Below are 23,576 nucleotides of genomic sequence, written 5' to 3'. Positions count from 1 at the left end.
CCGTCAGCGGGCGAACCGCTGCCGGGCCTCCTTCAGCAGCTCCAGGCTCTGCTCGCGGCCCGCGGTCCGTCCCAGGAGCAGCGTCAGGGTGGTGCTGTGCCGTTCGAACGACGGCGCGTCCTTCTGCTCCGGCTCGGCGCCCTTGACGAAGTACTTGCCGGTGTCGCCGATCTCCAGGTAGATCACCGAGGGCAGCCCGGTGGCCTCCCGGCCGAACTCCAGACGCGTCATGGAGCACACGCCGGTGAGGACCTGTTCGCCGTCCAGCGGGAGGACGCGGATCTGGATCAGGGGGTTCTCCGCGACCTCGATCAGGCGCTCCAGCTGCTCGACCATGGTCTCCCGGCTGCCGAAGCGGCGGCGCAGCATGCTCTCGTCGAGGACGAAGATGCACTCCGGCAGGTTGGCGAAGAGCTTCGCCTGCCGGTAGAGGCGCAGCTCCACCCTCTCCTCGACCTCGCCGGCGTCGAGCGGCGGCTGGCTGGAGGCCATCACGGCCCGCATGTAGGCCTCGGTCTGGAGCAGTCCGGGGATGAGCTCCGCCTCGTACGTCCACAGCCGTTCGGCCGCGGGCTCCAGTCCGACCAGCTGGCCCATGTGGGGAGGCGTGGCGAGGCCCGCCCGCTGCCACTCCGGCGGCTGCTGGGCCTGCTTGGTGAGCAGTATGAGCCACGCCTTCTCCGCGGGGCGCAGGTCATAGAGGTCGGCCAGGAGCTCGACGTCCCGTTGCTGCGGCAGGGCGAGCCCGCGTTCGAGCTTGGACAGCTTCGAGGCCGACATGTTGCCGCCGGTTGCGACGGTGCCCTGCTTCGCTCCCAGGCTCAGCCGCGCGGAGCGCAGGTTGGCGCTGACGACCACGGCCGCGACCGTGGGATTCTTCTCCGGATCGGCGTCCGGCCGGCCGGTCGGGACATACCCCTTGAATGCCTCGGATGCATTGAAAGCGGACACGCGGGCCCCAGTGATGAGAAAGACCAGATAGTAAACGGTCTCATCGTCTCACAATCGGGGCCCGCGTGTTCGCGACTTTATTCTCGTCGGAATACTAGCCGGTAATCATCCGGTCGAATTCCCCGGCCTTGGCGCCCGACAGGTAGGCCGCCCACTCCGCCGGAGTGAACAGCAGCGCGGGACCTTCCGGGTCGCGCGAGTTGCGGACCGCCACATTCCCCTCCCATGTGGCGGCCACCTCCACGCACTGGCCGTTCGGCGAGCTCGCGCTGCTCTTGATCCAGACCGCGTCGATCGAACCGGCCGGCATCCCGTTCCAGTGGTTCGCCATGGCGATCATCCCCTCTCGTGTTCGACTTCTTGGAGTCCGGAAAAATATGACCGGACACCTGGTGATGCTGGTGGCCGCCCCGAGAAATTTCCTCAGGAAATTTCCTGGGGCTCAGGAATGAAGCGTAGCCTTCGATATTCGAACGCCGATCCCGCCAAATGGGTGATGGAAATACTGTGCTGATATCACTGCACGGGTTCGGTGATATGTGCGATACCGGTGAACCCGCCCCGCCGCTCACCCGCGGGCCGGGGGCCGGCGCACCCGCCGGTCCGCTCCGGGTGCCGGCTCCGAAGGTCCTGCGCGATGCTGGTGGCGTCGTTTCGGTACCGGCGGAAGCCCGCGAGCACGGCTTCCGGAGGAGGAGTCGGCATGGATCCGCAGCAGCCCGGCCCGCCGCGCTGCCTGGTGACCGGTGCGACCGGCTACATCGGCGGCCGCCTGGTGCCCGAACTGCTCGCCCGCGGGCACGCCGTGCGCTGCCTGGTACGGGACCCAGGGCGGCTGCGCGACCAGCCCTGGCGGGCCCGGGTGGAGACCGCCACCGGTGACGTCACCCGCCCCGCCACCCTCACCGGGGCCTTCGACGACGTCGACGTCGCCTACTACCTCGTCCACTCGCTCGGCACCGGGCCCTCGTTCGAGGCGACCGACCGCGAGGCCGCCCGCGCCTTCGCGGCCGCCGCGGCGGCCGCGGGCGTCACCCGGATCGTCTACCTCGGCGGCCTCGTCCCCGACCACACGGCCGCGGAGCTGTCACCGCACCTGCGCTCCCGCGCCGAGGTCGGGCGCATCCTCCGGGCCGGCGGCGTCCCCACGGCCGAACTGCGCGCCGCGGTGATCATCGGGTCCGGCAGCGCCTCCTTCGAGATGCTGCGCCACCTCACCGAGCGCCTGCCCGCGATGGTCACCCCGCGCTGGGTGTCCAACCGGATCCAGCCGATCGCCGTCCGGGACGTCCTGCGCTACCTGGTCGGCGCGGCCCAGCTGCCGTCCGGGCTGAACCGGGCCTTCGACATCGGCGGCCCCGACGTCCTCACCTACGAGCAGATGATGCGGCGCTACGCCCGGATCGCCGGACTGCGCCGGCGCCTCATCGTCCCCGTTCCGGTCCTCACGCCCCGCCTCTCCAGTCTCTGGGTCGGCCTGGTGACCCCGGTGCCGGGCTCCATCGCCCGACCGCTCGTCGAGTCCCTGCGCCACGAAGTGGTCTGCGGCGAGCACGACATCGCCCGCTGGGTGCCCGACCCGCCGGCCGGACTCACCGGCTTCGACCAGGCCGTCACGCTCGCCCTGCGCCGGATCAAGGACGCCGACGTCGCCACCCGCTGGTCCTCCGCCTCGCTGCCCGGTGTCCCCAGCGACCCGCTGCCCACCGACCCCGACTGGGCCGGCGGCAGCCTCTACCAGGACGTCCGGGAGCGCACCGTGACCGCGTCACCCGCCGACGTCTGGAGGGTGATCGAAGGCATCGGCGGGGACAACGGCTGGTACTCCTTCCCGCTCGCCTGGGCCCTGCGGGGCCGGCTCGACCGGCTGGTCGGCGGCGTCGGACTGCGCCGGGGCCGCCGCGACCCGGCCCGGCTGCGGGTCGGGGACTCCCTCGACTTCTGGCGGGTCGAGGAGATCGAACCCGGCAGGCTGCTCCGCCTGCGGGCCGAGATGCGCCTGCCCGGGCTGGCCTGGCTCGAACTCTCCGTCACGCCGGACGGCGGCCACGGGGCGTGCTACCGGCAGCGGGCGCTGTTCCACCCGCACGGTCTGGCCGGACACGCCTACTGGTGGGCCGTCGCGCCGTTCCACACCGTGGTGTTCGGCGGCATGGCCCGCAACATCACCGAAAGCGCCCTCCGGATCCGCTGAACGGGAGCACGCCGGCGCCGTTTTCGTGCTCAGGCCCCGTGCCCCGGACCGGCCACCCGAGCCGTCGGCGGAGGGCCCGGCGGCACCCGGGCCGGTGGCCGGCCGGCCGCTCTGTACAGTGGGCACTGATGGGGCGTCAGTGCTCCGCCGTGTCAACGGTGCGTGCGGTGCGGCCGGTTGCGTCCGGACGGGTGCGGCGAACGAGCCGGCCCCGAGCGGCTGTCGCGGGAGGCCTTCCGTGCCGTTCCCGGCGGGGGGTCCGCGGGGCCGACCATGAGCAGGACCCCCGATTCCCGACTTCGGCCAGCCGCCGTGACCGACCGCAGAGGTGCAAGGTGCATGAACTGATCCTCCGTCACGCGGCGGACCGCGGGGACAGGACCGCCTTCGCCGACGCCGACGGCGCGGTGACCTACGGCGAACTCGCCCGCCGCACCGCCGGGGTGGCAGGCAACCTCCGCGTCGAGCGCGGCAGCAGGGTGGCGCTGTACCTGGCCGGCGGGGTGCCCGCCGTCACGGCCACCCTCGGCGTCAGCCGCGCGGCCGCGGTCGGCGTCCCGCTCGACCCGCGTAGCACCGACGAGGACCTCGGGTTCCGGCTGGAGGACAGCGGCGCCGGAGCGGTGGTCACCGACCGCGAACACCTGGCGCAGGTCCGGCGGGTGGCCGGGGCCGGTGTGGTGACCGTGACCGTGGACGAGCTGCTCGCGTCGGCCGGTGCGCGGCCCCGTGACGACCTGGAACCGGACGAGCCCGCCTGGCTCCACTACACCTCGGGGACCAGCGGGGACCCGAAGGGCGTGCTGTCGACGCCGGAGGCCTGGCTCCGGTCGGCCGATCACGCCTACCGGGGGCTGCTGGGCATGTCCGGCGACGACCACCTGCTGTGGCCGCTGCCGCTGTTCCACGCGTTCGGGCACTCGATGTGCCTGGTGGGCGTGCTGTCCCTGGGCGCGAGCGCCTACGTGATGGACCGTTTCTCCGCGGACCGGGCCGCCGAACTGCTCCGCCGGACACCGTTCACGGCCCTGGGCGGAGTGCCGACGATCTTCGCCCAACTGCTGGAGGCCGGCGCTCCGCTGCCGCAGCGGTGCCTGTCCGCCGGGGCCCCGCTGCCGGAGGAGCTGCGGGACAGGTTCCGCCGCCGGTTCGGCCGAGAGCTGCACGACGGCTACGGCAGCACCGAGACGTCCGGGAAGGTCGCCGTCGACGGCGTCGTCCTGCCCGGCATCGAGACCCGGTTCGTGGACGGCGAGATCCGGCTGAGGATGCCCGGCGCCGACCGGTGGCAGGTCACCGGGGACCTCGGCCACGAGGAGAACGGCCGTCTGGTGGTGACCGGGCGGGCCGGCGAAATGATCATCCGGGGCGGCGAGAACATCCACCCGGCCGAGATCGAGCAGGTGCTGGCCCGCTGCCCGGGCGTCGAGGACGCGGTCGTGGCGGGCGAGCCCGACGCGGTGCTCGGTGAGGTGCCGGTCGCCTACGTCGTGGGCGACGTGGAGCCGGAGGCGCTGCTGGCCTTCTGCCGCCGCCTGCTGCCACCGCACCGGGTGCCGGAGGGGATCCGCCCGGTCAGCCGGATTCCGCAGACGTCCTCGGGCAAACCGGCCCGGCGACGGCTCCGGTTCCAGTACGTGCTCGACGCGGTCCGGCGGGAGGCCGCGGGGATCACGGGCCGGCCGCCCGGGGCGGACCAGCCGTTCGCCGAAGCCGGCCTGGACTCGCTCGGCACCGTGCGCCTGCGGGACCGGCTGGGCGCGGCGCTGGGCGTCGCACTGCCGCCGTCCCTGGTGTTCGACCACCCCACGCCCCGCGCCGTGGCGGACCACCTCACCGGCGCCGCCGCGAGCCCGCCGCCCGCCCGCAGGGCCACCGAACCGGTGGCGATCGTGGGCATGGCGTGCCGCTACCCCGGGGGGATCACCTCCCCCGAGGACCTCTGGCGGGTGCTCGCCGCCGGCCAGGACACGATCACCGGATTCCCCACCGACCGGGGCTGGCCCGTGGACGAGCTGTTCCACCCGGACCCGGACCACGTCGGCACCAGCTACGTCACGCGCGGGGGCTTCCTCACCGACGCGGCCGACTTCGACGCCCCGTTCTTCCGCATGTCGCCGCGCGAGGCCCTGGCCACCGACCCGCAGCAGCGACTGCTGCTGGAGACGGCCTGGGAGGCGGTCGAGCGGGCGGGCGTCGCGCCCGAATCCCTGCGGGGCAGCAACACCGGGGTGTTCGTCGGCCTGATGTACAACGACTACGCCAGTCGCTTCCGGGGCACCGCCCACCCCCTCCAGTCCCAGATCGCCCTGGGCGCCGCCGGAAGCGTGGCCTCGGGGCGGATCGCCTACGGCCTGGGCCTGCACGGGCCGGCGCTCACCCTGGACACCGCCTGCTCCTCGTCACTGGTCTCCCTGCACCTCGCGGCGGACTCCCTGCGGGCCGGCCAGTGCGACCTGGCCCTGGCGGGCGGCGCGACGGTCATGGCCACGCCGGACAGCTTCGTCGTGTTCAGCCGGCAGCGCGGCCTGGCCCCGGACGGCCGGGTGAAGCCGTTCTCCGCCGCCGCCGACGGCACCGTCTGGTCGGAGGGGGTGGGAGTGCTGGTCCTCGAACGGGTGGCCGACGCACTGCGCAACGGCCACCCGGTCCTGGCCCTGCTGCGCGGCTCCGCGGTCAACCAGGACGGGGCGTCGAACGGCCTCACGGCGCCCAGCGGTCCCGCCCAGGCGGCGGTGATCCAGCAGGCCCTGGCCGATGCCGGGCTGACCGGCGCGGACGTCGACGTGGTCGAGGCCCACGGAACGGGCACCGCCCTGGGCGACCCGATCGAGGCGGCCGCGCTGCTCGCCACGTACGGCCAGGGCCGGCCGGATCCGGTCCTGGTCGGCACCGTCAAGTCCAACCTCGGGCACACCCAGGCCGCCGCCGGGGTCGCGGGCGTGATCAAGAGCGTGATGGCGATGCGGCACCGCACCGTGCCCGCCACGCTCCACCTCGACGAGCCCAGCCCGCACGTCGACTGGTCCGCCGGCGCGGTCCGGCTGGTCACCGAGCCGACGCCCTGGCCGGCGCGGGACCGTCCGCGCCGCGCCGGAGTGTCGGCCTTCGGGATCTCGGGGACCAACGCGCACGTGATCGTCGAGGAGTACGAGCAGCTCCGGGTGGCGTTCCTGTTCCCGGGGCCGGGGGCGGAGCAGCGCGGGACGGGACGGGACCCGGCCGCCGGGCACCCGGTGTTCGCCGCGGCGTTCGACCAGGCCCGCGCCCTGCTGGATCCCGGGCTGCGGGAGGCGGTCGACACCGACCTGGTGCACCGGCCGGACATCGCCCGGGCGGCCCTGTTCGCCTACCAGGTGGCGCTGTTCCGCCTGCTGGAGTCCTGGGGGTACCGCCCGGACGCGCTGATCGGGCAGGCCACCGGGCGGATCGCGGCCGCCCACGTGGCGGGCGTACTGTCCCTGCCCGACGCGGCGGCCCTGATCACCGCCCGCGACCGGGCGGAGTTCGCGGAGCTGGCACGGAGCCTGACGTACCACCCGCCGCTCATCCCGGTCGTCGGCGCCCGCCAGGACGGCGCGGACCACTGGGCGCGGTACCTGGAGGAGACGGCCGGCCTCGCCGAGCAGGCGGCCCTGGTCGACGGCGCCGCCCTGGTCGAACTGGGTCCGGGCGACACGCTCGCCGGGCTCGTCGAGGGCGTCATCCCCGCCGCCGACCCCGAGCGGGCGGCGGCCCGGCTGCGGGGCACCCGTGCCTTCCGGCACCGGCGCTACTGGCTCGACCGCACCGTCGAGCACCCGCTGGTCGAGTCGACCACGGTGGTGCCCGGCTCCGGCGAGGTGGTGTGCGTCGCCGACCTCACCCCGGTGTGGCTGCGCGACCACGTCGTCGACGGAACGGCGATCGTGCCGGCCACGGCGATCCTGGAGCTGGTCCTGTACGCGGGGGAGCGGGCCGGCTGCGACACCGTCGACGAACTGGTCCTGCACACGGCGATGCGCCTGCCCGAGACGCGGCGCGTCGAGATCGTGGTACGCCCGGAGGCCGCCGGCGTGCGCCCCTTCGAGGTGCACGCGAACGGGGTCCGCTGCGCCGAGGGCCGGCTGGACTCCCGGCCCGCGCCGCACGTGGACCTCGGCGCCTGGCCCCCGCCGGCCGCCGAGGAGCTGGAGGTCGAACACGCCGACTACGGACCGGCGTTCCGCGGGCTGTACCGGATGTGGCGCCGCGGCGACGAGCTCTTCGGCGAGGTGCGCGGGGAGTTCCCGGACGCGGGGCGGTTCGCGCTGCACCCGGCCCTGTTCGACGCGGCCCTGCACCCGGCGCGGCTGCTCGGCGAGGGAGTGCCGTTCGCCCTGCGCGGAGTGCGCCTGCTGACGCGGGGCGCCACGGGGCTGCGGGTCCGCATCGGCGGCGGCCGGATCGACGTGGCCGACCAGACGGGCCGGCCGGTGGCGTGCGTCGAATCCCTCACCGTGCGGGCGACCGGGACGGGCCGGGGCACGCTGTTCCGCCCGGAGTGGCGGCGGACTCCGGGCCTGCCGCCCGGCCGGGTCCACGAGGTGCTGCCGGGCGACGCGCCGGCCGCCCTGGCGCTCGCGCTGCGGGAGTTGCAGGCCGGTCACGAGCACCTCACCGTGCTGGTCCGGCCGGGAGACCTGGCCGGGGCGGCGGTGGCCGGCCTGGTCCGGGTCGCGCAGACCGAGCACCCAGGCCGGTTCACCCTGGCCGAACTCGGCGACGGGCAGGCCAGGACCGATGGGCAAGCCCGGAACGACGGGCAGGTCCAGAGCGACGGGCAAGCCAGGAACGACGGGCAGGCTCAGACCGACGGGCAGGCCTGGACGGTGTCCGAGCGCGCGGATCTGGTCCCGGTGCCGGGAGGCGCCTTCACCTGGCGCGGGACCGTCCTGATCACCGGTGGCGGCGCGCTGGGCCGGGCCGTCGCCGACCACCTGCGGGCCAAGGGGGTGCGCGTGGTGGTCGCGAGCCGCAGCGGTGAGACCCGGCTGGACGTCACCGACCGGGAGGCGCTGGCCGCGCTGGTCGACTCGATCGAGGACCTGCGGGCCGTCGTGCACACCGCCGGGGTGCTCGACGACGGAGTCCTGGCGTCGATGACCCCGGCCCGGATGGAGACGGTCTGGCGCCCCAAGGCCGAAGCCGCCCGGCACCTGCACGAGCTGACCGCGCACCGGGACCTGGACGCCTTCGTGCTGTTCTCCTCGGCGTCCGGCGTGCTCGGCCACGGCGGACAGGCCAACTACGCGGCGGCCAACCGCTACCTGGACGAACTCGCCCGGCACCGGCGGCGACTGGGGCTGCCCGCGCTGTCCCTGGCCTGGGGCCCGTGGACGGTCGGGATGATGGCCGGCCGGAGCGCCCCGCCCGACCTGGTGCCCCTCACACCCGCGGAGGGCGTGGCACTCCTGGAGGCCGCGCTGGGCACCGACGAGCCGGTGCTGGTGCCGATCGCGCTCGGCGGCCCGCCCCGGCCGGCGACGCGGAGCACGCCGGAACCGGCGCCGCGGACGAGCGTGCTGGAGACGGTGTGCGCCGAAGTCGCCGCCGTACTCAGCTACCCGGAGGTGCATCCGGACACCCCGATGCCCGACCTCGGCTTCGACTCGCTGACCTCGATCGAGCTGCGCAACCGGCTGGAGGAACGGCTGGGCCTGCGCCTGCCCGCCACGGCGGTGTTCGACGCCCCCACGCCCAGGGCGCTCGCCGAGCAGCTGCGCCCGGCACCGCTCCCGGGGAGCCTCGCGTTCCTGTACCGCAGGCTGTGCGAGCTGGGCCGGCCCCGGGAGGCCATGCACCTGCTCGTCTCCGCGTCGTGGGCGCTGCCGTCGTCGGCGGCGCTCCCGTCCGCCGTCCCGCAGCGGCTCGGCACCGGCGAGGGGCCGGCCGTCGTCTGCTTCCCCGCCTTCACCTCCCCGCCCGGGGAGTACGGTCTGCTCGCCCGGCAGTTGCCGGGCCTGTGGGTGCTTCCGCACCCTGGCTACGACGGCGGCCCCGTCCCGGAGGACGTGGAGGCCCTCGTCCGGGCCCACGCCGCCTCGATCGGGCGGCTCGGCCGGCCGGTGGTGCTGCTGGGCCGCTCCACCGGGGGCCTGGTCGCGCAGGCCGTCGCCGAACGGGTCGGCGCGCAGGCGGTGGTGCTGGTGGACACCCACCCGGTCCGGGACGAGGAGTGGCTCACCGAGCTTGCGGTCCGCAGCGCGACCAGGCTCGACGAGCCCGGCCTCGCGGCGTTGGGCGCGTACGCGCGGATCTTCCTGGACTGGCAGGGGGAGACGACCGTACCGACCCTGCACCTGCGAGCGGGCGACGTGCCGGGTGACCACTACTCGGTCCTCGACGAGCACGTGGTCACGACGGCGGAGGCGATCCGGGTGTGGCTCTCCCGGACGGTGCCACCCGTGGCGGGGTGACGGCAGGGGTGTGGCCCTCCGCCCGTGTGTGCGGCCGGTGACCGGTCCCGAACCGTGGGGCCGTTCCGGTCCCCTGACGACAAGCCTGTCGACATGGGCTTCTATCATCATTTCGCATTGTTCGACGGATATCGGTGCCCGCCTGCTCGTCTGCCGGTGCCCGCCCGTCCGCCGTCCGGTGCCCCACACGACACGACGGCTCCCTCGCCCGCGAGGGAGCCGTGCACCGAGGAGGAACGCCCATGCAAGCCCGGAAGATCGGCGCGGCCGCCGCCACCGCGGTGGCACTGCTGGCTGCCCGCGACCTCGTCCAGAAGAGGCACGCGCTGCTCCGGAACTTCCCGGTGGTCGGGCACGCCCGGTACCTGCTGGAGACGATCGGGCCGGAGCTGCGGCAGTACATCGTGACCTCCAACGCGGAGGAGCGCCCGTTCAGCCGTGACCAGCGCACCTGGATCTACGCGTCGGCGAAGGAGGAGAACAACTACTTCGGGTTCGGGACCGAACTCGACGTCGAGCACGTCCAGGGGCACGCCTACCTGAAGCAGCGCACCTTCGCCGGCACCCTGCCGGACCTGCACGACCCGCAGGCCCCGCTGCCCTCGGCCAAGGTGCTGGGCGGGCCGCACGGGCGCGCCGGGGCCTTCCGGCCGGCGAGCGTGGTGAACGTCTCGGCGATGAGCTTCGGATCGCTCTCCGGCGCGGCCGTCACGGCGCTCAACAAGGGCGCGGCGCTGGCGGGCACGATGCACAACACGGGCGAGGGCGGCCTCTCGCCCTACCACCGCAACGGCGGTGACCTCGTCCTCCAGCTCGGCACCGCGTACTTCGGCTGCCGCAACGAGGACGGCAGCTTCAACCTCGACAAGCTCAAGGACGTCGTCGCCGGCGCTCCGGTCAAGGCGATAGAGATCAAGCTCTCCCAGGGCGCCAAGCCGGGGCTGGGCGGCATGCTGCCGGGTGCGAAGGTGACGCCGGAGATCGCCGGGATCCGGGGCATTCCGGTGGGCCAGGACTGCGCCTCCCCGTCGCGGCACAGCGCGTTCGGCGACGTCGACTCGATGCTCGACTTCGTCGAGCTGCTCGCCACCGAGACCGGTCTGCCGGTCGGGGTCAAGAGCGCGGTGGGGGAGACGGGCTTCTGGCAGGAGCTGGCCACGCTGATGGCGCGCGGTGACCGCGGGGTCGACTTCGTGACCGTCGACGGCGGCGAGGGCGGTACCGGCGCGGCGCCGCGGATGTTCGCCGACTCGGTGTCGCTGCCGTTCCGGATGGGCTTCGCCCGGGTCTACGGCACCTTCGCCGAGCAGGGGCTGACGGACGACCTGACCTTCATCGGTTCCGGCAAGCTCGGCCTGCCGGAGAACGCCGCCGTCGCCTTCGCCCTGGGCGTCGACATGATCAACGTGGCCCGCGAGGCGATGCTGTCGATCGGCTGCATCCAGGCGCAGAAGTGCCACACCGACAAGTGCCCCACCGGCATCGCCACCCAGAACCCGTGGCTGGCCCGCGGGATCGACCCGGCTTCGAAGGCCGACCGGGCCGCCGCCTACCTGCGCACCCTGCGCAAGGAGCTGCTGAAGGTCTCGTCGGCCGTCGGCGTGGCCCACCCGGCGCTCATCACGCCCGACGACATCGAGATCCTGAACGGCGACTACGAGGCCCGCACCCTGGCCGGCGTCTACGGCTACAAGGAGGGCTGGGGCGAACTCGGCCCGCACCTCGCCGAGGAGATCACGGCGCTCCTCACCGGCGGGCCGGCCTCCGCGGGGAAGCCGGCCGTCTGACGCGCCGCCCTCCGCGGGCCGTCCGGCCGTCCGGGCGGCCCGCGGAGCTGCCGGCTCAGACGGGCCGGGCGTGGCCGGAGGCGTGGGTGAGGTCGTCCGCGAGGGTGGCGGAGGGCTGGGGGATCTCGCCGTGGTCCTCGTCGTCGGAGTGGACGGGCAGCTGGTGGACGACGGCGGCCACGCGCGCGGGCAGGCGCAGGGTCAGGCCTTCGTGGCAGGCGGCGAGGGTGTCGGCCCACACGGCGGCCGGGAGGGTCCGGCCCGGCCAGGGCGCGGCCGGCCCGGCCGGGTCGCGGGGCTCGGCGGCGAGCTGGTCGGCCTGGTTGCGCCAGTAGTCGGAGTCGCGGAACTCGCCGCGGCTGGCGTGCAGGAAGGACAGGCAGCTGGCGGCGGTCGTGCTGCCGCCGCCGGCGGCGAACTGCAACCAGAACTGGCAGCCGTCGTCGTGTCCGGTCAGGTGGAGCAGCGCGGCCAGGACGAGCGCGCCACCGGGGTGGATGCGCTGCCGGTTGTTGGTGAGGGCCTTCAGGGAGTCGGCGGCCTCGGGCTGGGCGATGATCAGGGTCGCGGCGAGGTCGAGTTCGTGGCGGGCCTGGAGGTGTTCGGCGCCCAGGGGGGCGCGGGCGCGGACGAGGCGGCGCAGGTCCGGAACGGACACGCCGGCGGGCAGCCTGACCGGCTGGTCGGGTTCGTCGTCGTACCCGTGGTGCCGGTCCCATGGGGCGGCTGCCCGGCGGTCGTGTCCCCGTGTCACTGCATGTCCCCCGTGGCGGTGTCGGCGCCGAGGAACCGGCGAAGCTTGGCCAGGCCCTGGCTGGTGGTGGTGCGGGCGTTGGACTCGGTGATGCCGAGGTAGACGGCGATCATCCGGTAGTCGATGTCCAGCATGTAGCGAAGGACGATCATGTCGTACTGGCGCTCCGGCAGACGCAGGATCGCCGCGTAGAGCTCCTCGTAGCCGTTGTCGAGGTTCTCCAGGCTGATGCGGGCCTGAACCTGGGCGCGCCGGACGGCGACGATCCAGTCCGCGACGACCGCCCTGGGCGGGGTCTGGCCGCAGCTCAGCTCCCGGTCGGCGATGCACCTCTTCGCGATCATCCAGGCGTGGGCCTCGATGTCGGGCTGGCTGAGGACGCAGACCCAGTTCCGCCGCAGCTCCCGGCGGATGCTGCGGACCGCCTGGTCGACGAGTTCCTGGTCGTGCAGCCGTGCCCGGGCCAGTCCGCGCCAGGTCGCTTCGTGGCTGTCGCAGAACGGCCGGTAGGACAACCGGTGCGTGGGTCGGACCGCGGCCCACTCGTCGTCACTGGTCAAGGGTCCTCCTCGTCGGCCCCGTGGGTGGCGCTCGTCCGGCCCGGGGGTCGGGCGCGGGTGGAGTGCGAGGGAGAACGGGCGTCCTCCATACGGACATCCAATCGTTCGGGGAAGCCTGATGTGAAGGCGATCACAAAAAGGCTTATACGACCTGACATATGACTATTGATCAGGTGATGATCAGTCACGTCAGACCGAAAATGTCCACATGGGCTCCAGATTTGACGCATCGCGTTGAGCTGGGCAGGTCACCGCGCTCTTGATTGTCCGCGACGGAGTGTGGGCATAGTGAACCGTGGCCCGCGCCAGGGTTCGCAACACCGCGCCAGGGGGTTCGTGGTGCGCGTCGACCTGCGGGCATGACGACACGCCGACGCAGGGGGAAACGCATGGCAGCAGAGCAGCACGACGACGACACCGTCACGCCGTCGGGCGCCGAGGTCAACCTCGCCATCCACCGGCCGCACTCAGCGCGGATCTACGACTACTTCCTCGACGGCACGACCAACTTCCCCGCCGACCGGGAGGCCGCCGGGCACGCCCTCGCCGTCTTCCCGCAGGCACCGGCCGCGGCCCGCGCCAACCGGGCGTTCATGCACCGCGCGACCCGCGCGCTCGCCCAGAGCGGCGTCACCCAGTTCCTCGACATCGGCACCGGCATCCCGACCCCGCCCAACCTCCACGAGATCGCCCAGCGCGTCGAACCGCGGGCCAGGGTCGTCTACGCCGACAACGACCCCATCGTCCTCACCCACGCCCAGGCCCTCCTGCACAGCAGCCCCGAAGGGCGCACCGCCTACGTCCAGGCCGACGTCCGCGACCCCGACGCCCTGCTGGACGCGGTCCGCGCCACCGGCGTTCTCGACTTCACCCGGCCGATAGCCCTGAGCCTCGTCGCCCTGCTCCACTTCGTCCCCGAGGGCGCGCACCGGATCGCCGAGACCCTCAAGAGCGCGCTGCCGACCCGCGGCTCCGCCCTGGTGATCAGCCACCTCACCCCCGACTACGCCCCCGAGGACGCGGCCCGCATCGAACGGGCCTACCGCGACAACGGCAACCCGGTCCGCGCCCGCGACCACGACGAGTTCGCCCGGTTCTTCACCGGCTGGGACCTCCTCGACCCCGGCATCACCTCCACCCCCCGCTGGCGCCCCGAGCCGGACGCCAAGCCGGTCAGCGACATCGAGGCGTCCTGCCTGGGTGCCGTGGCCATCCGTCCCTGACCGGGCCGCCCGTCACCGGGCAGGCCGTCCGTGACCGGCCCCTGACGCCAGTCTGGCAGGCCGCCACCGCCGATGTGAAAGGCCGCCGCGACGAGTTCGCGCCGGCGGATCCGGCCCGCCGGCGGGGGCGAGGGGGAACGGCCCCGGCGAGTTGCAGCGGGTGGGGGACCGGCTGACACTCGCAGCAGGGGTGGCGGTGCCGGCGCGCCGTCCACCCCGCCTTCCCGGGAGATGGGAACGGTCATGGCGTACGAGCCGGAGAGCCCCTTCCGGTCGCCCATCGTGGGCGACCTCAACCTGCCCCCGCCGGGGATCGAGCTCCGGGAAACCGGGGAGGCCGACCCGGATCAGCAGGTGCCGATGCTGATCGAGCTGAACCTGCGCTATCCCGGCGGGCTCCAGGTGGTCCGCGACGAGTTCTACGCGCTCTGGGAGCACTACGCGGGACGGTCGCGCGGATGGTGGCCGCAGGAGGTCACCTCGGGGAGCCACGTCCAGCCCGAGGTGCCGCAGGGGCTCGCACTGGTCGCGCCGAAGCTGTACCAGACCGTCCTGTCCCGCGGGGACCTCCAGGAACTGGTGGAGGACGACCGCCGCTCCGCCGCCCGGAGCGGGCGGCCGCCGACCGTCTTCCGGGTGTGGCCGGACTACCCGCTGCACCCCCAGATCGACCGCTCGGCACCCACCGTGAAGGCCGACGCCGCCTGGCGCGCCTACGGGGCGCGCGGCGACGGCATCGTGTGGGCCGTCATCGACAGCGGCATCGACGCGACCCACCCGCACTTCTCCCGGCTGGAACTCGCGGCCGAGGGACGGGGCGAGGACCTGCCGCAGGGACGGACCGCCCGGCTGCACCGCGACTTCAGCTTCCTGGTGAACCCGGACGACCCGGTGGCGCAGCCACCCGGCGGAGCGGCCGGCCAGGGCCAGGCGTCGCCGCTCGTGGACGACAGCGGGCACGGCACGCACGTCGCCGGCATCATCGCGGGCTGCTCCCCGGACGGCATGACACCGCGGGTGGCGACCCCGGACGATCCCGGGGACGGCGGGTTCGTGGCCAGGGCCGGCGCGGACCGGCTGTCCGGGATGGCGCCGGCCTGCGAACTGGTCAGCCTCAAGGTCATGAGGCTCAGCCGCCAGGGCACCTACGTGACGTCCTCCAGCGCGGTCATCCGCGCGCTGACATACCTGCGGACCGAGGTCAACGTGGACCCGGCGGTGCTGCGCGTGCACGGCGCCAACATGAGCCTCGGCTGCGAGTGGCGGCCCGACCAGTACGCCGCGGGCCAGTCGCCGCTCTGCCAGGCCGTGGGCCAGGTGGTGGCCTCCGGCGTGGTCGTGGTGGTCTCCGCGGGCAACTTCGGCGCCCGGAGCACGTCCAGGGACACCGCCAACACCTCGGCCGTCATGGGCTCGATCACCGAACCGGCCCACACCGAGGACTGCATCGCCGTCGGCTCCACCCACCGGGAGGCGCCGCACGCGTTCGGCGTCACCTGGACCTCCGGCAAGGGCCCGACGCTCGACGGGCGGATGAAGCCCGACGTGGTGGCCCCCGGCGAGTGGATCGCCTCGGCGGCCAGCGGCGACGTCCGGGCCACCGCGGGGCTGACCCCGGCCGCGGGGGACCCGGTGCCGGAGAGCCTGCTGACGTACGCCGAACAGTCCGGCACCTCGATGGCGGCGCCGCACGTCTCCGGTGTGATCGCGGCCTTCCTCTCCGCCCGCCCGGAGTTCGTCGGCCGGCCGTCGCAGGTCAAGAGCCTGCTCACGGCCTCGGCCACCGACCTCGGCCGGGAGCGGTACGCGCAGGGGGCGGGCCTGGTGGACCTGATGCGGATGCTGGCGAACGTGTGACGGACAGACGGACGGGCGGGCGGCCCTCCGAGAACCCGGAAAACCATCGAAACCCTCCGAGAGGCCATGTGCGATGAGACGACTGCCGACCGGCGAGCCCGTCTGGGACCTCGTCTTCGACGAGAAGGGGGTGCTGACCGCGCCGGCCGCGGGGGACTTCCTCGACGAGGTGACGGCGGAGGGGGTGCGGGAGCTGTTCGTGTTCAGCCACGGGTGGGGCACGAGCGACCAGCACGCCCGTGAGCTCTACGGCGCGATGTTCCCGCTGATCCGGGAGGCCGGAAGCGGCACGGCGGGCCTCGGCACGGTGGGGTTCGCGGGAGTCTTCTGGCCCTCGCTCTGGTTCCCGCCCACGCCGGCGACCCCGCCGCCGGCCGTCGCCGCGCCCCAGGCGGGGGACGGCGCCGTGATGGACCTCAGCGCCGGAACGGCGGCCGTCTCCGGGGCGGACATCGCCGCGTCACTGGCCACCGGCTTCGCCGACCCCGAACAGCAGCGGACGGTGACGGAGATCGGCCGGCTGATCGACGAGGGGGCGGCGGCCGGTCCGGGCGAGACCGACCAGGCGAAGGAGCAACGACTGGTGGGGATCCAGCAGTTGATCCGGTCCCTGGTGCCGCCGCCCGGGGCCGGCGGCCGGTTCGAGGACGCGGGCGAGACCGCGCTGCTGCTGGACACCGATCCGAAGGCGTCGTACCAGGCCGCCGCCGAGGCCTTCGGCAGCGCGCCGCCCGGCTCCTCGACGCAGGGCATCGGCGACTGGTTCGGGAACGCCGTGAACGGGGCGAAGGACGCGCTGCGGGTGCTCTCGTTCTCGGTCATGAAGGCCCGGGCCGGCGACATCGGCCGGAACGGCCTGGGGCCGCTGCTGGCCGCGCTGCACGGCCGCGAGCCCGGCGTGCGGGTGCACCTGCTCGGCCACAGCTTCGGTGCCCGGCTGGTCTCCTTCGCCCTGGCCGGCGTCGGCCCGGCCGCCGACAGCCCGGTCGCCTCGCTGCTGCTGATCCAGGGGGCGTTCTCGCACTGGTCCTTCGCCCACGCCCAGGACAACCCCTTCGGCAGTGCCGGCGCGTTGAACGCCTTCGGGGACCGGGTGCACGGCCCGCTCGTCGCCACCTTCAGCGTCCACGACTGGGCGGTCGGCATCTGGTACCCCAAGGCCTCCTTCCTCGCCCGCCAGGACTCCGAGGCCGACGTCGCCGGGCGCTGGGACGGCATGGGCGCGGACGGGTACCAGGCCGTGGCACCGGCCGAGGAACGGGTGATGGCGGCCGACGGCGGCACCGACTACGCCTTCGTGCCCGGGACCTTCTACCGGGTGAACGCCGCCGCCGTCATCGACAACGTGGAGGGCGAGCCGTTCTCCGGGGCGCACTCCGACATCCGCAAGCCCCAGGTGGCCGCGCTCGCCACGGCCGCCGCCGCGGCGCACGCGTAGCGGGGCGGCGGCACCCCGGGGGACCCACCGGCCGCCTCGGACGCTCCGGCGCCCTGCCGGCCGGACAGCACGACCCGGAGGCCCGGTCGCCCCGAAGTCAGAGCCCAGGCCACCGACCTCCCCACCACACCCGAGCCCACCACGATCACGTCCGCGCCGTGCTGTTCCACCGAAGGCCTCCGCTCGAAGATCAGTACCGGCCTCCAGCCCTACCCGTGGTGTCGCCGGGTATCCCGGTGCCGCCGGGTGTCGGTCCTGCCGGCGCCGTCCCGCCTCAGGCCCGGTGACCGGGTGCGTGGGCCGGTCGGCGCTCGTTCATCGCGGGGCGCCCTTGAGGTCTGCCGGCGCGAACTGCGACAAACCGATCGAAACATGAATTCAATGTCGTATGTCGGGTAGAACCCCTATGCGGCGGACCGTGTCAACGGTGCGGCCGCTCCGGCACCCGCCCGGGTGCCGCCGGGGCCTCGCTGGAAGAAGCCGGGCGCAGGTCCTGGGGGAGAAGCCCCGTGACGCGCGAGCGCGAGCCCGTCGCCGTCCGTGGCCGGTCACCCCGATGCCCAGGAGCGATCACGTGTCCATCCAGCTGGAAACAATCGACCGGGAAGCGACCGACTGGGAGTCCGTGCCCCCCGACCTGCCGCGCAGGCCGACGGTGGCCGAGCTGCGCCGGATGGGGAAGTCGGAGGCCCGGGAGCTGAGCGACGCCCTGTTCGAGCGGCTGGCCGGACTGGCCAGGGAGACCCGCGCCTACAGTTACGTCCGCGGCACGATCATCGAGCTGAACATGCCGCTGGTGCGGTTCATCGCGGCCCGCTTCCGGCACCGGGCGGAGGACATGGAGGACATCCTCCAGGTCGGCACGATCGGTCTGATCAAGGCCGTCGACGGCTACGACCGGCGGCGCGGCGTCGAGTTCGTGACGTACGCGATCCCGACCATCACCGGGGAGATCAAACGGTTCTTCCGCGACACCTCGTGGCCGGTGCGGGTCCCGCGCGGCATGCAGGAGCTCTACCTGAGCGTCGCCCGCGGATCCGACCGCCTGGAACAGGAACTCGGCCGGCTCCCGCAGCCCGAGGAGATCGCCGAGGACCTGCACCTCACCGTCGAACAGGCCACCGAGGGCCTGACGGCGGGCCGGGTCTACCGCCCCAACTCCCTGGACGCGCTGCGCGACCAGGACACCGACGAGACCGGCAGCGCCCTGCTCGACCGCCTCGGCGGCTGCGACCCCGGCCTCGAACTCGCCGACTTCCGGATCGCCGTGCGCCCCCTGCTGGCCCGGCTCCCCGAACGCGAGCAGACCGTCCTCAAACTCCGCTTCTGGGACGGCTGGACCCAGTCCAGGATCGCCGACCGGATCGGCGTCTCCCAGATGCACGTCTCCCGGCTGCTCAGCGCCACCCTGGCCTGGCTCCGCGAGCAACTGGAGGACCGGGACGCCCCCGGCTGGGCCGACGAGCCGCAGCCGTCGCACTGAGGCCCCGCACGCGGCCCGCCCGGGTGCGTGGGTGGGAAGCGGGGACGGGAGGAAGGGTGGACGCGATGGATCCGCGGGATCGGGACGTACTGCCCGTGCCGCGCGGACCGCTGTCGGCGGCGGTGCTGGCGCTGCTCACCTCGGGACCGCCCGGGGCCGGCCGCCTCCTCGCGCCACCGGGTCCGCTCACCGAGCCGTGGGGCGAGGACCACCAGCTGGCCCTGCACCTCTGCTACGAACTCCACGGCCGAGGGCTGCCCGGAGTGCCCGCCGACTGGGAGTGGGATCCCGGACTCCTGAGGTTCCGGCAGGAGTTGGAGCGCCCGTTCCTGTCCGCGGTCCGGGCGGAGGCGGAGCCCGTGCCACCGCTGCGGGAGGCCCTGGAACCGCTGCTCACCGAGCCGCCCGACGGCACCGGCCCCTCGCACTTCCTGCTCGCCGAGGGCGAGCGCCGGCACGCCCGCGAGTACCTGGTGCACCGCTCGGTCTACCACCTCAAGGAGGCGGACCCGCAGCTGTGGATGCTGCCGAGGATCCACGGGCCCGCGCAGGCGGTGCTGACGGCGGTCCTCTACGACGAGTACGGCGCAGGCCGGCCGGAGCGGGCCCACTCCCTGCTGTTCGCCCGGATGATGGCCGCCTTCGGTCTCGACACCGGCTACGGGTACTACCTGGACCTCGTCCCGGCGCCGACCCTGGCGGTGGTCAACCTGATGACGCTGTTCGGGCTGCACCGCGCGCTGCGCGGCGCGGCCGTCGGGCAGTTCGCGACCATCGAGATCACCTCCTCCCCGGGGTCCGCCAGGCTGGCGACGGCGCTGGAACGGTTCGGCGGCGGGCCGGACGGCACCCTCTTCTACCGCGAGCACATCGAGGCGGACGCCGTCCACGAGCAGCTGGTGCGCCGCGGCGTCATCGAGGAACTGGTGGCCGCGGAGCCGGAGTTCGCCAGGGACGTGGCGTTCGGGACGGTCGCGGCCGGGGTGGTCGACGGCCGCTTCGCCGACCACCTGCTCGGCTGCTGGCGGGCGGGGCGCAGCTCGCTGCGCTCAGCCCTGCCCGACTGGGCGGGCTGAGCCGCTGCCGTCGGCGCTTCCGTCCGAGCGGCTTCCGTCCGGGCCGCCTCCGTCCGCGCCGCCTCCGTCCGAGCCTCGCGCAGGGCGGCCGCGCCGCCGGTGGCTGGTGTCGCAGAACGGGTAGGTGCGGCTGCGGCGGCAGGCGCACAGCGCCACCACCGGGCGCTCGGAGACCCGGACCGTGCCGTTCGGCAGGACCACCTCGACCGGGCCCTCCACCAGCAGCGGACCACCGGGGACCACGACCACCCGGGTCGTCGGCCGGTCAGCGTTCACGGACACCGCGCACCACCACCAGGTCCTCCTCGCGTTCGCCCGGCCGGATCAGCCCGCGCTCCTCGAACAGGGCGGCCCGCGAGGTCATCACCGGGCCGAACTCCTGCCGCCGCCGCGCCGCCACCGCCGTGCGCAGCCCGGCCGCGCGCAGCAGCGCGAGCGTGGCACGGACGTCCGCGAGCGAGGACTGCACCAGCAGCAGCACGCCGTCGGCGGCGAGCAGGGCCGGTGCCTCGCGGCAGATCCGGTCCAGGACCAGCCGCCCGTCCGGTCCGGCGTCCCAGGCCAGCGCGGCGCCGCGGCCGACGGTGCCCGGATCAAGGCGGGCCGGGACGTACGGCGGGTTCGCGGTGATCAGGTCGTAGCTCCGGCCGGCCACCGGGGCCAGCAGGTCGCCCCGGCGCACCAGGACCCGCCGGTGGTGCAGCCGGCTGTTGAGCCAGGCCGTGGCGGTGGCGCGGGCGGACATGTCCACCGCGGTGACCCGCGCGCCCGTCCGGGCCGCCACGAGCGCGACCGCCCCCGTCCCGGTGCACAGGTCGAGCACCCGGCTGGCGCCGTCCAGCGGCTCCCGGCGTACGCACGAGGCGAGGAGTTCGGTGTCCCCCTGGGGCGGATAGACCCCGGGCGGCCTGACCAGCAGCATGGCGGTTCACCTCCCGGTACGGCGCTGGTGCCCGGGCGCGGCGGGGTGGGCCGGGAGATCGGGGACGACGGCGGTCATGGCGCCTCCTGGAGCGGACGCCTGGCGGCTGCCCCCGGTGGCGGGGCCCAAACACCGGGCCGTGCGGGCCGGGTCAGCCGGCCCCGGGCAGCCGGACCTCCAGGTGCCCGGAGAGCACCCGGGTCTCCAGTACCGGCTGCGGCGCGGTGGCCGGACCGTGCACCACCTCCCCGTCCCGGAGCCGGAACTCGCTGCCGTGCCACGGGCAGCGCAGGCAGCCCTCCACCAGCGAGCCCTCGGAGAGCGGCCCGGACAGGTGGGCGCAGCGCTCGGCCAGCACGTGGCACCGCGTGCCCTCGCGGACCACGACCACGGCCAGTTCGCCGGCCGTCGCGCGGACGGGCTTCCCGGCAGGGAAGTCCTCCACCGCGCCGAGGCCGACCCAGTCGGCCGGCGCCAGCCGGGGCACGGCGGCGGCCCGGTCGGGCCCGGCGGCCTGCCGGTAGGCCAGGTGCCCGCCCAGCGCGCAGCCGACCGAGACGGCGGTCAGCCCGGCCAGGCCGAGCAGCCGCCCGTGGGTCCGGTGCCTCCGGCAGCGGGCCAGCAGCGAGCCGCCGTACAGCAGCACGCCGGTGGTGTTGCAGAGCGCGTGCACCAGCCCGGTGCGGCGGCGCGGCGGGTCGAGCCTGGCCCAGTCCACCCAGCCGGTGAGGGCGGTCGGTCCCGCGGTCAGCAGGCCGGCTGCCACCAGGGCGTCGGCGGACCGGCGTCCGCCCGGGAGGAAGTCCAGCAGGGCGGCGGACGTCCAGCAGCCGATCGGCAGTTGGACCATCGCCGGGTGGAGCGGATGGCCGAGCCACACGCCGTGCAGGGCGTCGCGGTACGGGCCGAGCGGGAGGGCCTCGACCGCTGCGGCGAGCGGCCGGGCCGGGGCGTCGAGGACGTCCCAGTGCTCCGGTGCGTCCAGGGCCCGGCGCAGCCGGCGGGACCACCGGTGGGTGTGCAGGGGTGTGTCTTCCATACCGGGGCGGCTAGCCCGAGCACCGGCCCGGCAAACCCCGGCGCGGCGGAGATCCGGGCGGAGGCGCGGCGCGGCCGGGGCAGGCCGGCGATCCAGCCGTGCACGGCCAGCAGCTGGCGGACGTTCCACCCCGGGACGAACGACAGGTGCGGCGCCACCGCCGGAACGGGCCGCGCCGCCCCCGCGGCACGGCGGCCAGGGCCACGCGCGGGGTGGTCGCGGATCACCGCGAGGCCCGCCCGGCCACCGGCAGCGGCAGCGCGACGGGCGGCGCGCCGAACCGCCGGGCCCGCCAGCCCAGGACCGGCAGCCTGGACAGCAGCGGGACCGGTGGCCAAGGGGCGCGGGTGCCCGGAATGCGGTGTCCGAATGCCGCCAGCGCCCTCGCCGGGCGGTGGCGATCATGGGACCCAGGGTGCGTCCCGCCCCGTCCCGTCGCGCTGAGGTGGGATCGTCGCCCGAGACCGCTCGTACGTCCCTGCCCGCAGCGAGGAAGAACTCATGACCGACGCCACCCTGACCGCCGGTCCGGTGGCCGACCGGCTCGACGGCACCGACTGGCCGGCCCTGGCCGGCGAACTCGACGAGTACGGCCACGCCCTCACCGGCCCGCTCCTCACGCCCGCCGAGTGCCGGGCGATCACCGCCCTCTACGACGAGCCCGACCGCTTCCGCACGACGGTGGACATGGCCCGCCACCGCTTCGGCTCCGGCCAGTACCGCTACTTCACCCACGACCTGCCCGCCCCGGTCCGGGACCTGCGTGCGGCCTTCTACCCCCGGCTGCTGCCCGTCGCGCGCGCCTGGGCCGAGAAGCTCCGGAAGCCCGCGCCCTGGCCCGACGACCTGGACGCATGGACGGCGGCGTGCCACGCCGCGGGCCAGGCCAGGTCCGCGCAGATCCTGCTGCGCTACGGCCCCGGCGACTGGAACGCCCTGCACCGCGACGTGTTCGGGGACATGCTCTTCCCCCTCCAGGTCGTCATCGGCCTGGACGTACCCGGCACCGACTTCACCGGTGGCGAGTTCCTCATGACCGAGCAGCGCCCCCGCGCCCAGTCCCGCGGCTCGGCCACCGTCCTCCCGCAGGGCCACGGCCTGGTCTTCACCACCCGCGACCGGCCCGTCGCGAGCAAGCGGGGCTGGTCGGTCGCACCGATGCGGCACGGGGTGAGCACCGTCCGCACCGGCCGGAGGCACACCCTCGGCCTCGTCTTCCACGACGCCTCGTGACCACCCAGGACCAGGAATCCTCACCATGACCCACCACCACGGCGCCCCGGCGGACCCCTCCCGCTCCCCGCGGATCAGCACCGCCGGCCAGACCGGCCGGTTCGGCGGCCCGGCCGCGCCCCGGCCGCACACCGACGCCGAACTCGCCGCGGTGATCGGGCTGTTGACCTCCGGCCGGCCCCGCGTCGAAACCGTCGTGATCGGCCACGGCCGCGACGACGTCTCCCGCGCCACCGCCCGCGCGTTCGCCGAGGCGTGGCAGGCACGCGGCGGCGTGGTCCTCGGACAGGTGGACTGGCCGGAGGACGCGGCGTCCTGGCTGCGCCCCGCACGACGCCTGACCGCCCAGACCCCCGACGCCTGGGTGATCGCGGCCGACGTCCTCGGCTTCGCCCAACTCGCCCGCCGCCTGCGCCACTCCACCGACTTCGACCCGGCCCGCACCGTCGCCTTCGCCGCCCTCGACGACCCCCGCCTGCCCGCACTGGCCGGCCCCGGGACCCTGGACGGCCTGCGCGGTGCCACCGCGGACGGCGGCACCTGGGACATCCACGACGGCTGGATCACCTCCCGCCGGCGGACGGAGTCGAGCGGGTGAGCGCCCGCCCTGCCCGGCGCCCGT

17 protein-coding genes and 1 pseudogene are annotated in these 23,576 nt (G+C 74.4%); 10 read left to right on the top strand and 8 right to left on the bottom strand.

The genetic code is table 11. The annotated features are described in order from the left end of the window. Positions 1-3: 3 nt before the first annotated feature. Both ACIQOW_RS11080 and ACIQOW_RS11075 read right to left on the bottom strand, forming a co-directional pair. Entirely contained in the window at positions 4-858 is an 855-nt protein-coding gene (locus ACIQOW_RS11080; protein WP_401082632.1) for a helix-turn-helix domain-containing protein, read from the bottom strand. Between the two features lie 187 nt (positions 859-1,045). After that, positions 1,046-1,282: a DUF397 domain-containing protein gene (locus ACIQOW_RS11075; protein WP_401082629.1), complete on the bottom strand. Its 237-nt coding sequence runs from the start codon at positions 1,280-1,282 to the stop codon at positions 1,046-1,048. 372 nt (positions 1,283-1,654) lie between these two features. On the opposite strand from ACIQOW_RS11075, the gene ACIQOW_RS11070 reads away from it, so the two are divergent. The 3 genes from ACIQOW_RS11070 to ACIQOW_RS11060 all read left to right on the top strand — a co-directional run bounded on the left by ACIQOW_RS11070 (position 1,655) and on the right by ACIQOW_RS11060 (position 11,369). Then, a complete protein-coding gene (locus ACIQOW_RS11070; protein WP_401082626.1) occupies positions 1,655-3,145 on the top strand; it encodes an SDR family oxidoreductase in 1,491 nt (496 codons plus the stop codon). 335 nt (positions 3,146-3,480) lie between these two features. Further along, entirely contained in the window at positions 3,481-9,582 is a 6,102-nt protein-coding gene (locus tag ACIQOW_RS11065; RefSeq protein ID WP_401082623.1) for a beta-ketoacyl synthase N-terminal-like domain-containing protein, read from the top strand. A gap of 242 nt (positions 9,583-9,824) precedes the next feature. After that, positions 9,825-11,369: an FMN-binding glutamate synthase family protein gene (locus ACIQOW_RS11060; RefSeq protein ID WP_401082620.1), complete on the top strand. Its 1,545-nt coding sequence runs from the start codon at positions 9,825-9,827 to the stop codon at positions 11,367-11,369. 55 nt (positions 11,370-11,424) lie between these two features. Here ACIQOW_RS11060 and ACIQOW_RS11055 read toward each other — a convergent pair whose 3' ends face one another. Further along, positions 11,425-12,027, bottom strand: a complete 603-nt coding sequence (locus ACIQOW_RS11055) for a hypothetical protein (RefSeq protein ID WP_401082617.1) — start codon at positions 12,025-12,027, stop codon at positions 11,425-11,427. Between the two features lie 92 nt (positions 12,028-12,119). Beyond that, the gene (locus ACIQOW_RS11050; RefSeq protein ID WP_401082614.1) at positions 12,120-12,683 is read right to left on the bottom strand and encodes an RNA polymerase sigma factor; all 564 of its coding nucleotides are present in this window, start codon (positions 12,681-12,683) and stop codon (positions 12,120-12,122) included. Positions 12,684-13,072: 389 nt separating this feature from the next. On the opposite strand from ACIQOW_RS11050, the gene ACIQOW_RS11045 reads away from it, so the two are divergent. The 3 genes from ACIQOW_RS11045 (at position 13,073) to ACIQOW_RS11035 (ending at position 17,201) form a co-directional block, all read left to right on the top strand. Then, positions 13,073-13,906, top strand: coding sequence for an SAM-dependent methyltransferase (locus tag ACIQOW_RS11045; protein ID WP_401082611.1), 834 nt, complete (start codon positions 13,073-13,075; stop codon positions 13,904-13,906). Positions 13,907-14,149: 243 nt separating this feature from the next. Next, positions 14,150-15,763 carry a S8 family serine peptidase gene (locus ACIQOW_RS11040; RefSeq protein ID WP_401082609.1) on the top strand — a complete coding sequence of 538 codons (1,614 nt, stop codon included), beginning with the start codon at positions 14,150-14,152 and terminating at the stop codon, positions 15,761-15,763. A 73-nt stretch (positions 15,764-15,836) separates the two neighbouring features. Beyond that, positions 15,837-17,201: a hypothetical protein gene (locus tag ACIQOW_RS11035; protein ID WP_401082606.1), complete on the top strand. Its 1,365-nt coding sequence runs from the start codon at positions 15,837-15,839 to the stop codon at positions 17,199-17,201. An 11-nt stretch (positions 17,202-17,212) separates the two neighbouring features. On the opposite strand, the pseudogene ACIQOW_RS11030 reads toward ACIQOW_RS11035, so the two are convergent. Then, positions 17,213-17,341 (bottom strand): annotated as a pseudogene (locus ACIQOW_RS11030) (L-2-hydroxyglutarate oxidase); the annotation flags it as partial. A gap of 434 nt (positions 17,342-17,775) precedes the next feature. On the opposite strand from ACIQOW_RS11030, the gene ACIQOW_RS11025 reads away from it, so the two are divergent. After that, complete coding sequence (locus tag ACIQOW_RS11025; protein WP_401082603.1) at positions 17,776-18,684, top strand: SigB/SigF/SigG family RNA polymerase sigma factor; 909 nt, start codon at positions 17,776-17,778, stop codon at positions 18,682-18,684. A 65-nt stretch (positions 18,685-18,749) separates the two neighbouring features. Next, positions 18,750-19,760, top strand: a complete 1,011-nt coding sequence (locus ACIQOW_RS11020; RefSeq protein WP_401082600.1) for an iron-containing redox enzyme family protein — start codon at positions 18,750-18,752, stop codon at positions 19,758-19,760. Here ACIQOW_RS11020 and ACIQOW_RS11015 read toward each other — a convergent pair. The 3 genes from ACIQOW_RS11015 to ACIQOW_RS11005 form a co-directional block, all read right to left on the bottom strand. Beyond that, positions 19,734-20,042 (bottom strand): CDGSH iron-sulfur domain-containing protein, encoded by a 309-nt coding sequence (locus ACIQOW_RS11015; protein WP_401082597.1) that lies wholly within the window; start codon positions 20,040-20,042, stop codon positions 19,734-19,736. The genes ACIQOW_RS11020 and ACIQOW_RS11015 overlap by 27 nt on opposite strands. After that, the gene (locus tag ACIQOW_RS11010) at positions 20,026-20,682 is read right to left on the bottom strand and encodes a HemK2/MTQ2 family protein methyltransferase (RefSeq protein ID WP_401082594.1); all 657 of its coding nucleotides are present in this window, start codon (positions 20,680-20,682) and stop codon (positions 20,026-20,028) included. The genes ACIQOW_RS11015 and ACIQOW_RS11010 overlap by 17 nt, the downstream gene beginning before the upstream one ends. A 151-nt stretch (positions 20,683-20,833) precedes the next feature. Further along, positions 20,834-21,721, bottom strand: coding sequence for a Rieske 2Fe-2S domain-containing protein (locus ACIQOW_RS11005; protein ID WP_401082591.1), 888 nt, complete (start codon positions 21,719-21,721; stop codon positions 20,834-20,836). Positions 21,722-22,222: 501 nt separating this feature from the next. Between ACIQOW_RS11005 and ACIQOW_RS11000 the strand changes: the two genes are divergently transcribed. Both ACIQOW_RS11000 and ACIQOW_RS10995 read left to right on the top strand, forming a co-directional pair. Beyond that, a complete protein-coding gene (locus tag ACIQOW_RS11000; protein WP_401082588.1) occupies positions 22,223-22,954 on the top strand; it encodes a 2OG-Fe(II) oxygenase in 732 nt (243 codons plus the stop codon). A 25-nt stretch (positions 22,955-22,979) separates the two neighbouring features. Beyond that, positions 22,980-23,552 carry an ABC transporter substrate-binding protein gene (locus tag ACIQOW_RS10995; RefSeq protein ID WP_401082586.1) on the top strand — a complete coding sequence of 191 codons (573 nt, stop codon included), beginning with the start codon at positions 22,980-22,982 and terminating at the stop codon, positions 23,550-23,552. Positions 23,553-23,576: the final 24 nt, after the last annotated feature.

It is taken from the genome of Kitasatospora sp. NPDC091335, from assembly GCF_044757205.1.
Classification (GTDB): domain Bacteria; phylum Actinomycetota; class Actinomycetes; order Streptomycetales; family Streptomycetaceae; genus Kitasatospora.
The sequence above is the reverse complement of the archived record's forward strand: the minus strand, read 5'-3'. Positions and strand labels throughout refer to the sequence as shown.

Excerpts from the sequence above, each read along its gene's own strand:
- ACIQOW_RS11075 (WP_401082629.1), bottom strand. The coding sequence starts at position 1,282 with ATGGCGAACCACTGGAACGGGATGCCGGCCGGTTCGATCGACGCGGTC.
- ACIQOW_RS11070 (WP_401082626.1), top strand. The coding sequence starts at position 1,655 with ATGGATCCGCAGCAGCCCGGCCCGCCGCGCTGCCTGGTGACCGGTGCG.
- ACIQOW_RS11060 (WP_401082620.1), top strand. The coding sequence starts at position 9,825 with ATGCAAGCCCGGAAGATCGGCGCGGCCGCCGCCACCGCGGTGGCACTG.
- ACIQOW_RS11045 (WP_401082611.1), top strand. The coding sequence starts at position 13,073 with ATGGCAGCAGAGCAGCACGACGACGACACCGTCACGCCGTCGGGCGCC.
- ACIQOW_RS11040 (WP_401082609.1), top strand. The coding sequence starts at position 14,150 with ATGGCGTACGAGCCGGAGAGCCCCTTCCGGTCGCCCATCGTGGGCGAC.
- ACIQOW_RS11035 (WP_401082606.1), top strand. The coding sequence starts at position 15,837 with ATGAGACGACTGCCGACCGGCGAGCCCGTCTGGGACCTCGTCTTCGAC.
- ACIQOW_RS11020 (WP_401082600.1), top strand. The coding sequence starts at position 18,750 with ATGGATCCGCGGGATCGGGACGTACTGCCCGTGCCGCGCGGACCGCTG.
- ACIQOW_RS11010 (WP_401082594.1), bottom strand. The coding sequence starts at position 20,682 with ATGCTGCTGGTCAGGCCGCCCGGGGTCTATCCGCCCCAGGGGGACACC.
- ACIQOW_RS11005 (WP_401082591.1), bottom strand. The coding sequence starts at position 21,721 with ATGGAAGACACACCCCTGCACACCCACCGGTGGTCCCGCCGGCTGCGC.
- ACIQOW_RS11000 (WP_401082588.1), top strand. The coding sequence starts at position 22,223 with ATGACCGACGCCACCCTGACCGCCGGTCCGGTGGCCGACCGGCTCGAC.
- ACIQOW_RS10995 (WP_401082586.1), top strand. The coding sequence starts at position 22,980 with ATGACCCACCACCACGGCGCCCCGGCGGACCCCTCCCGCTCCCCGCGG.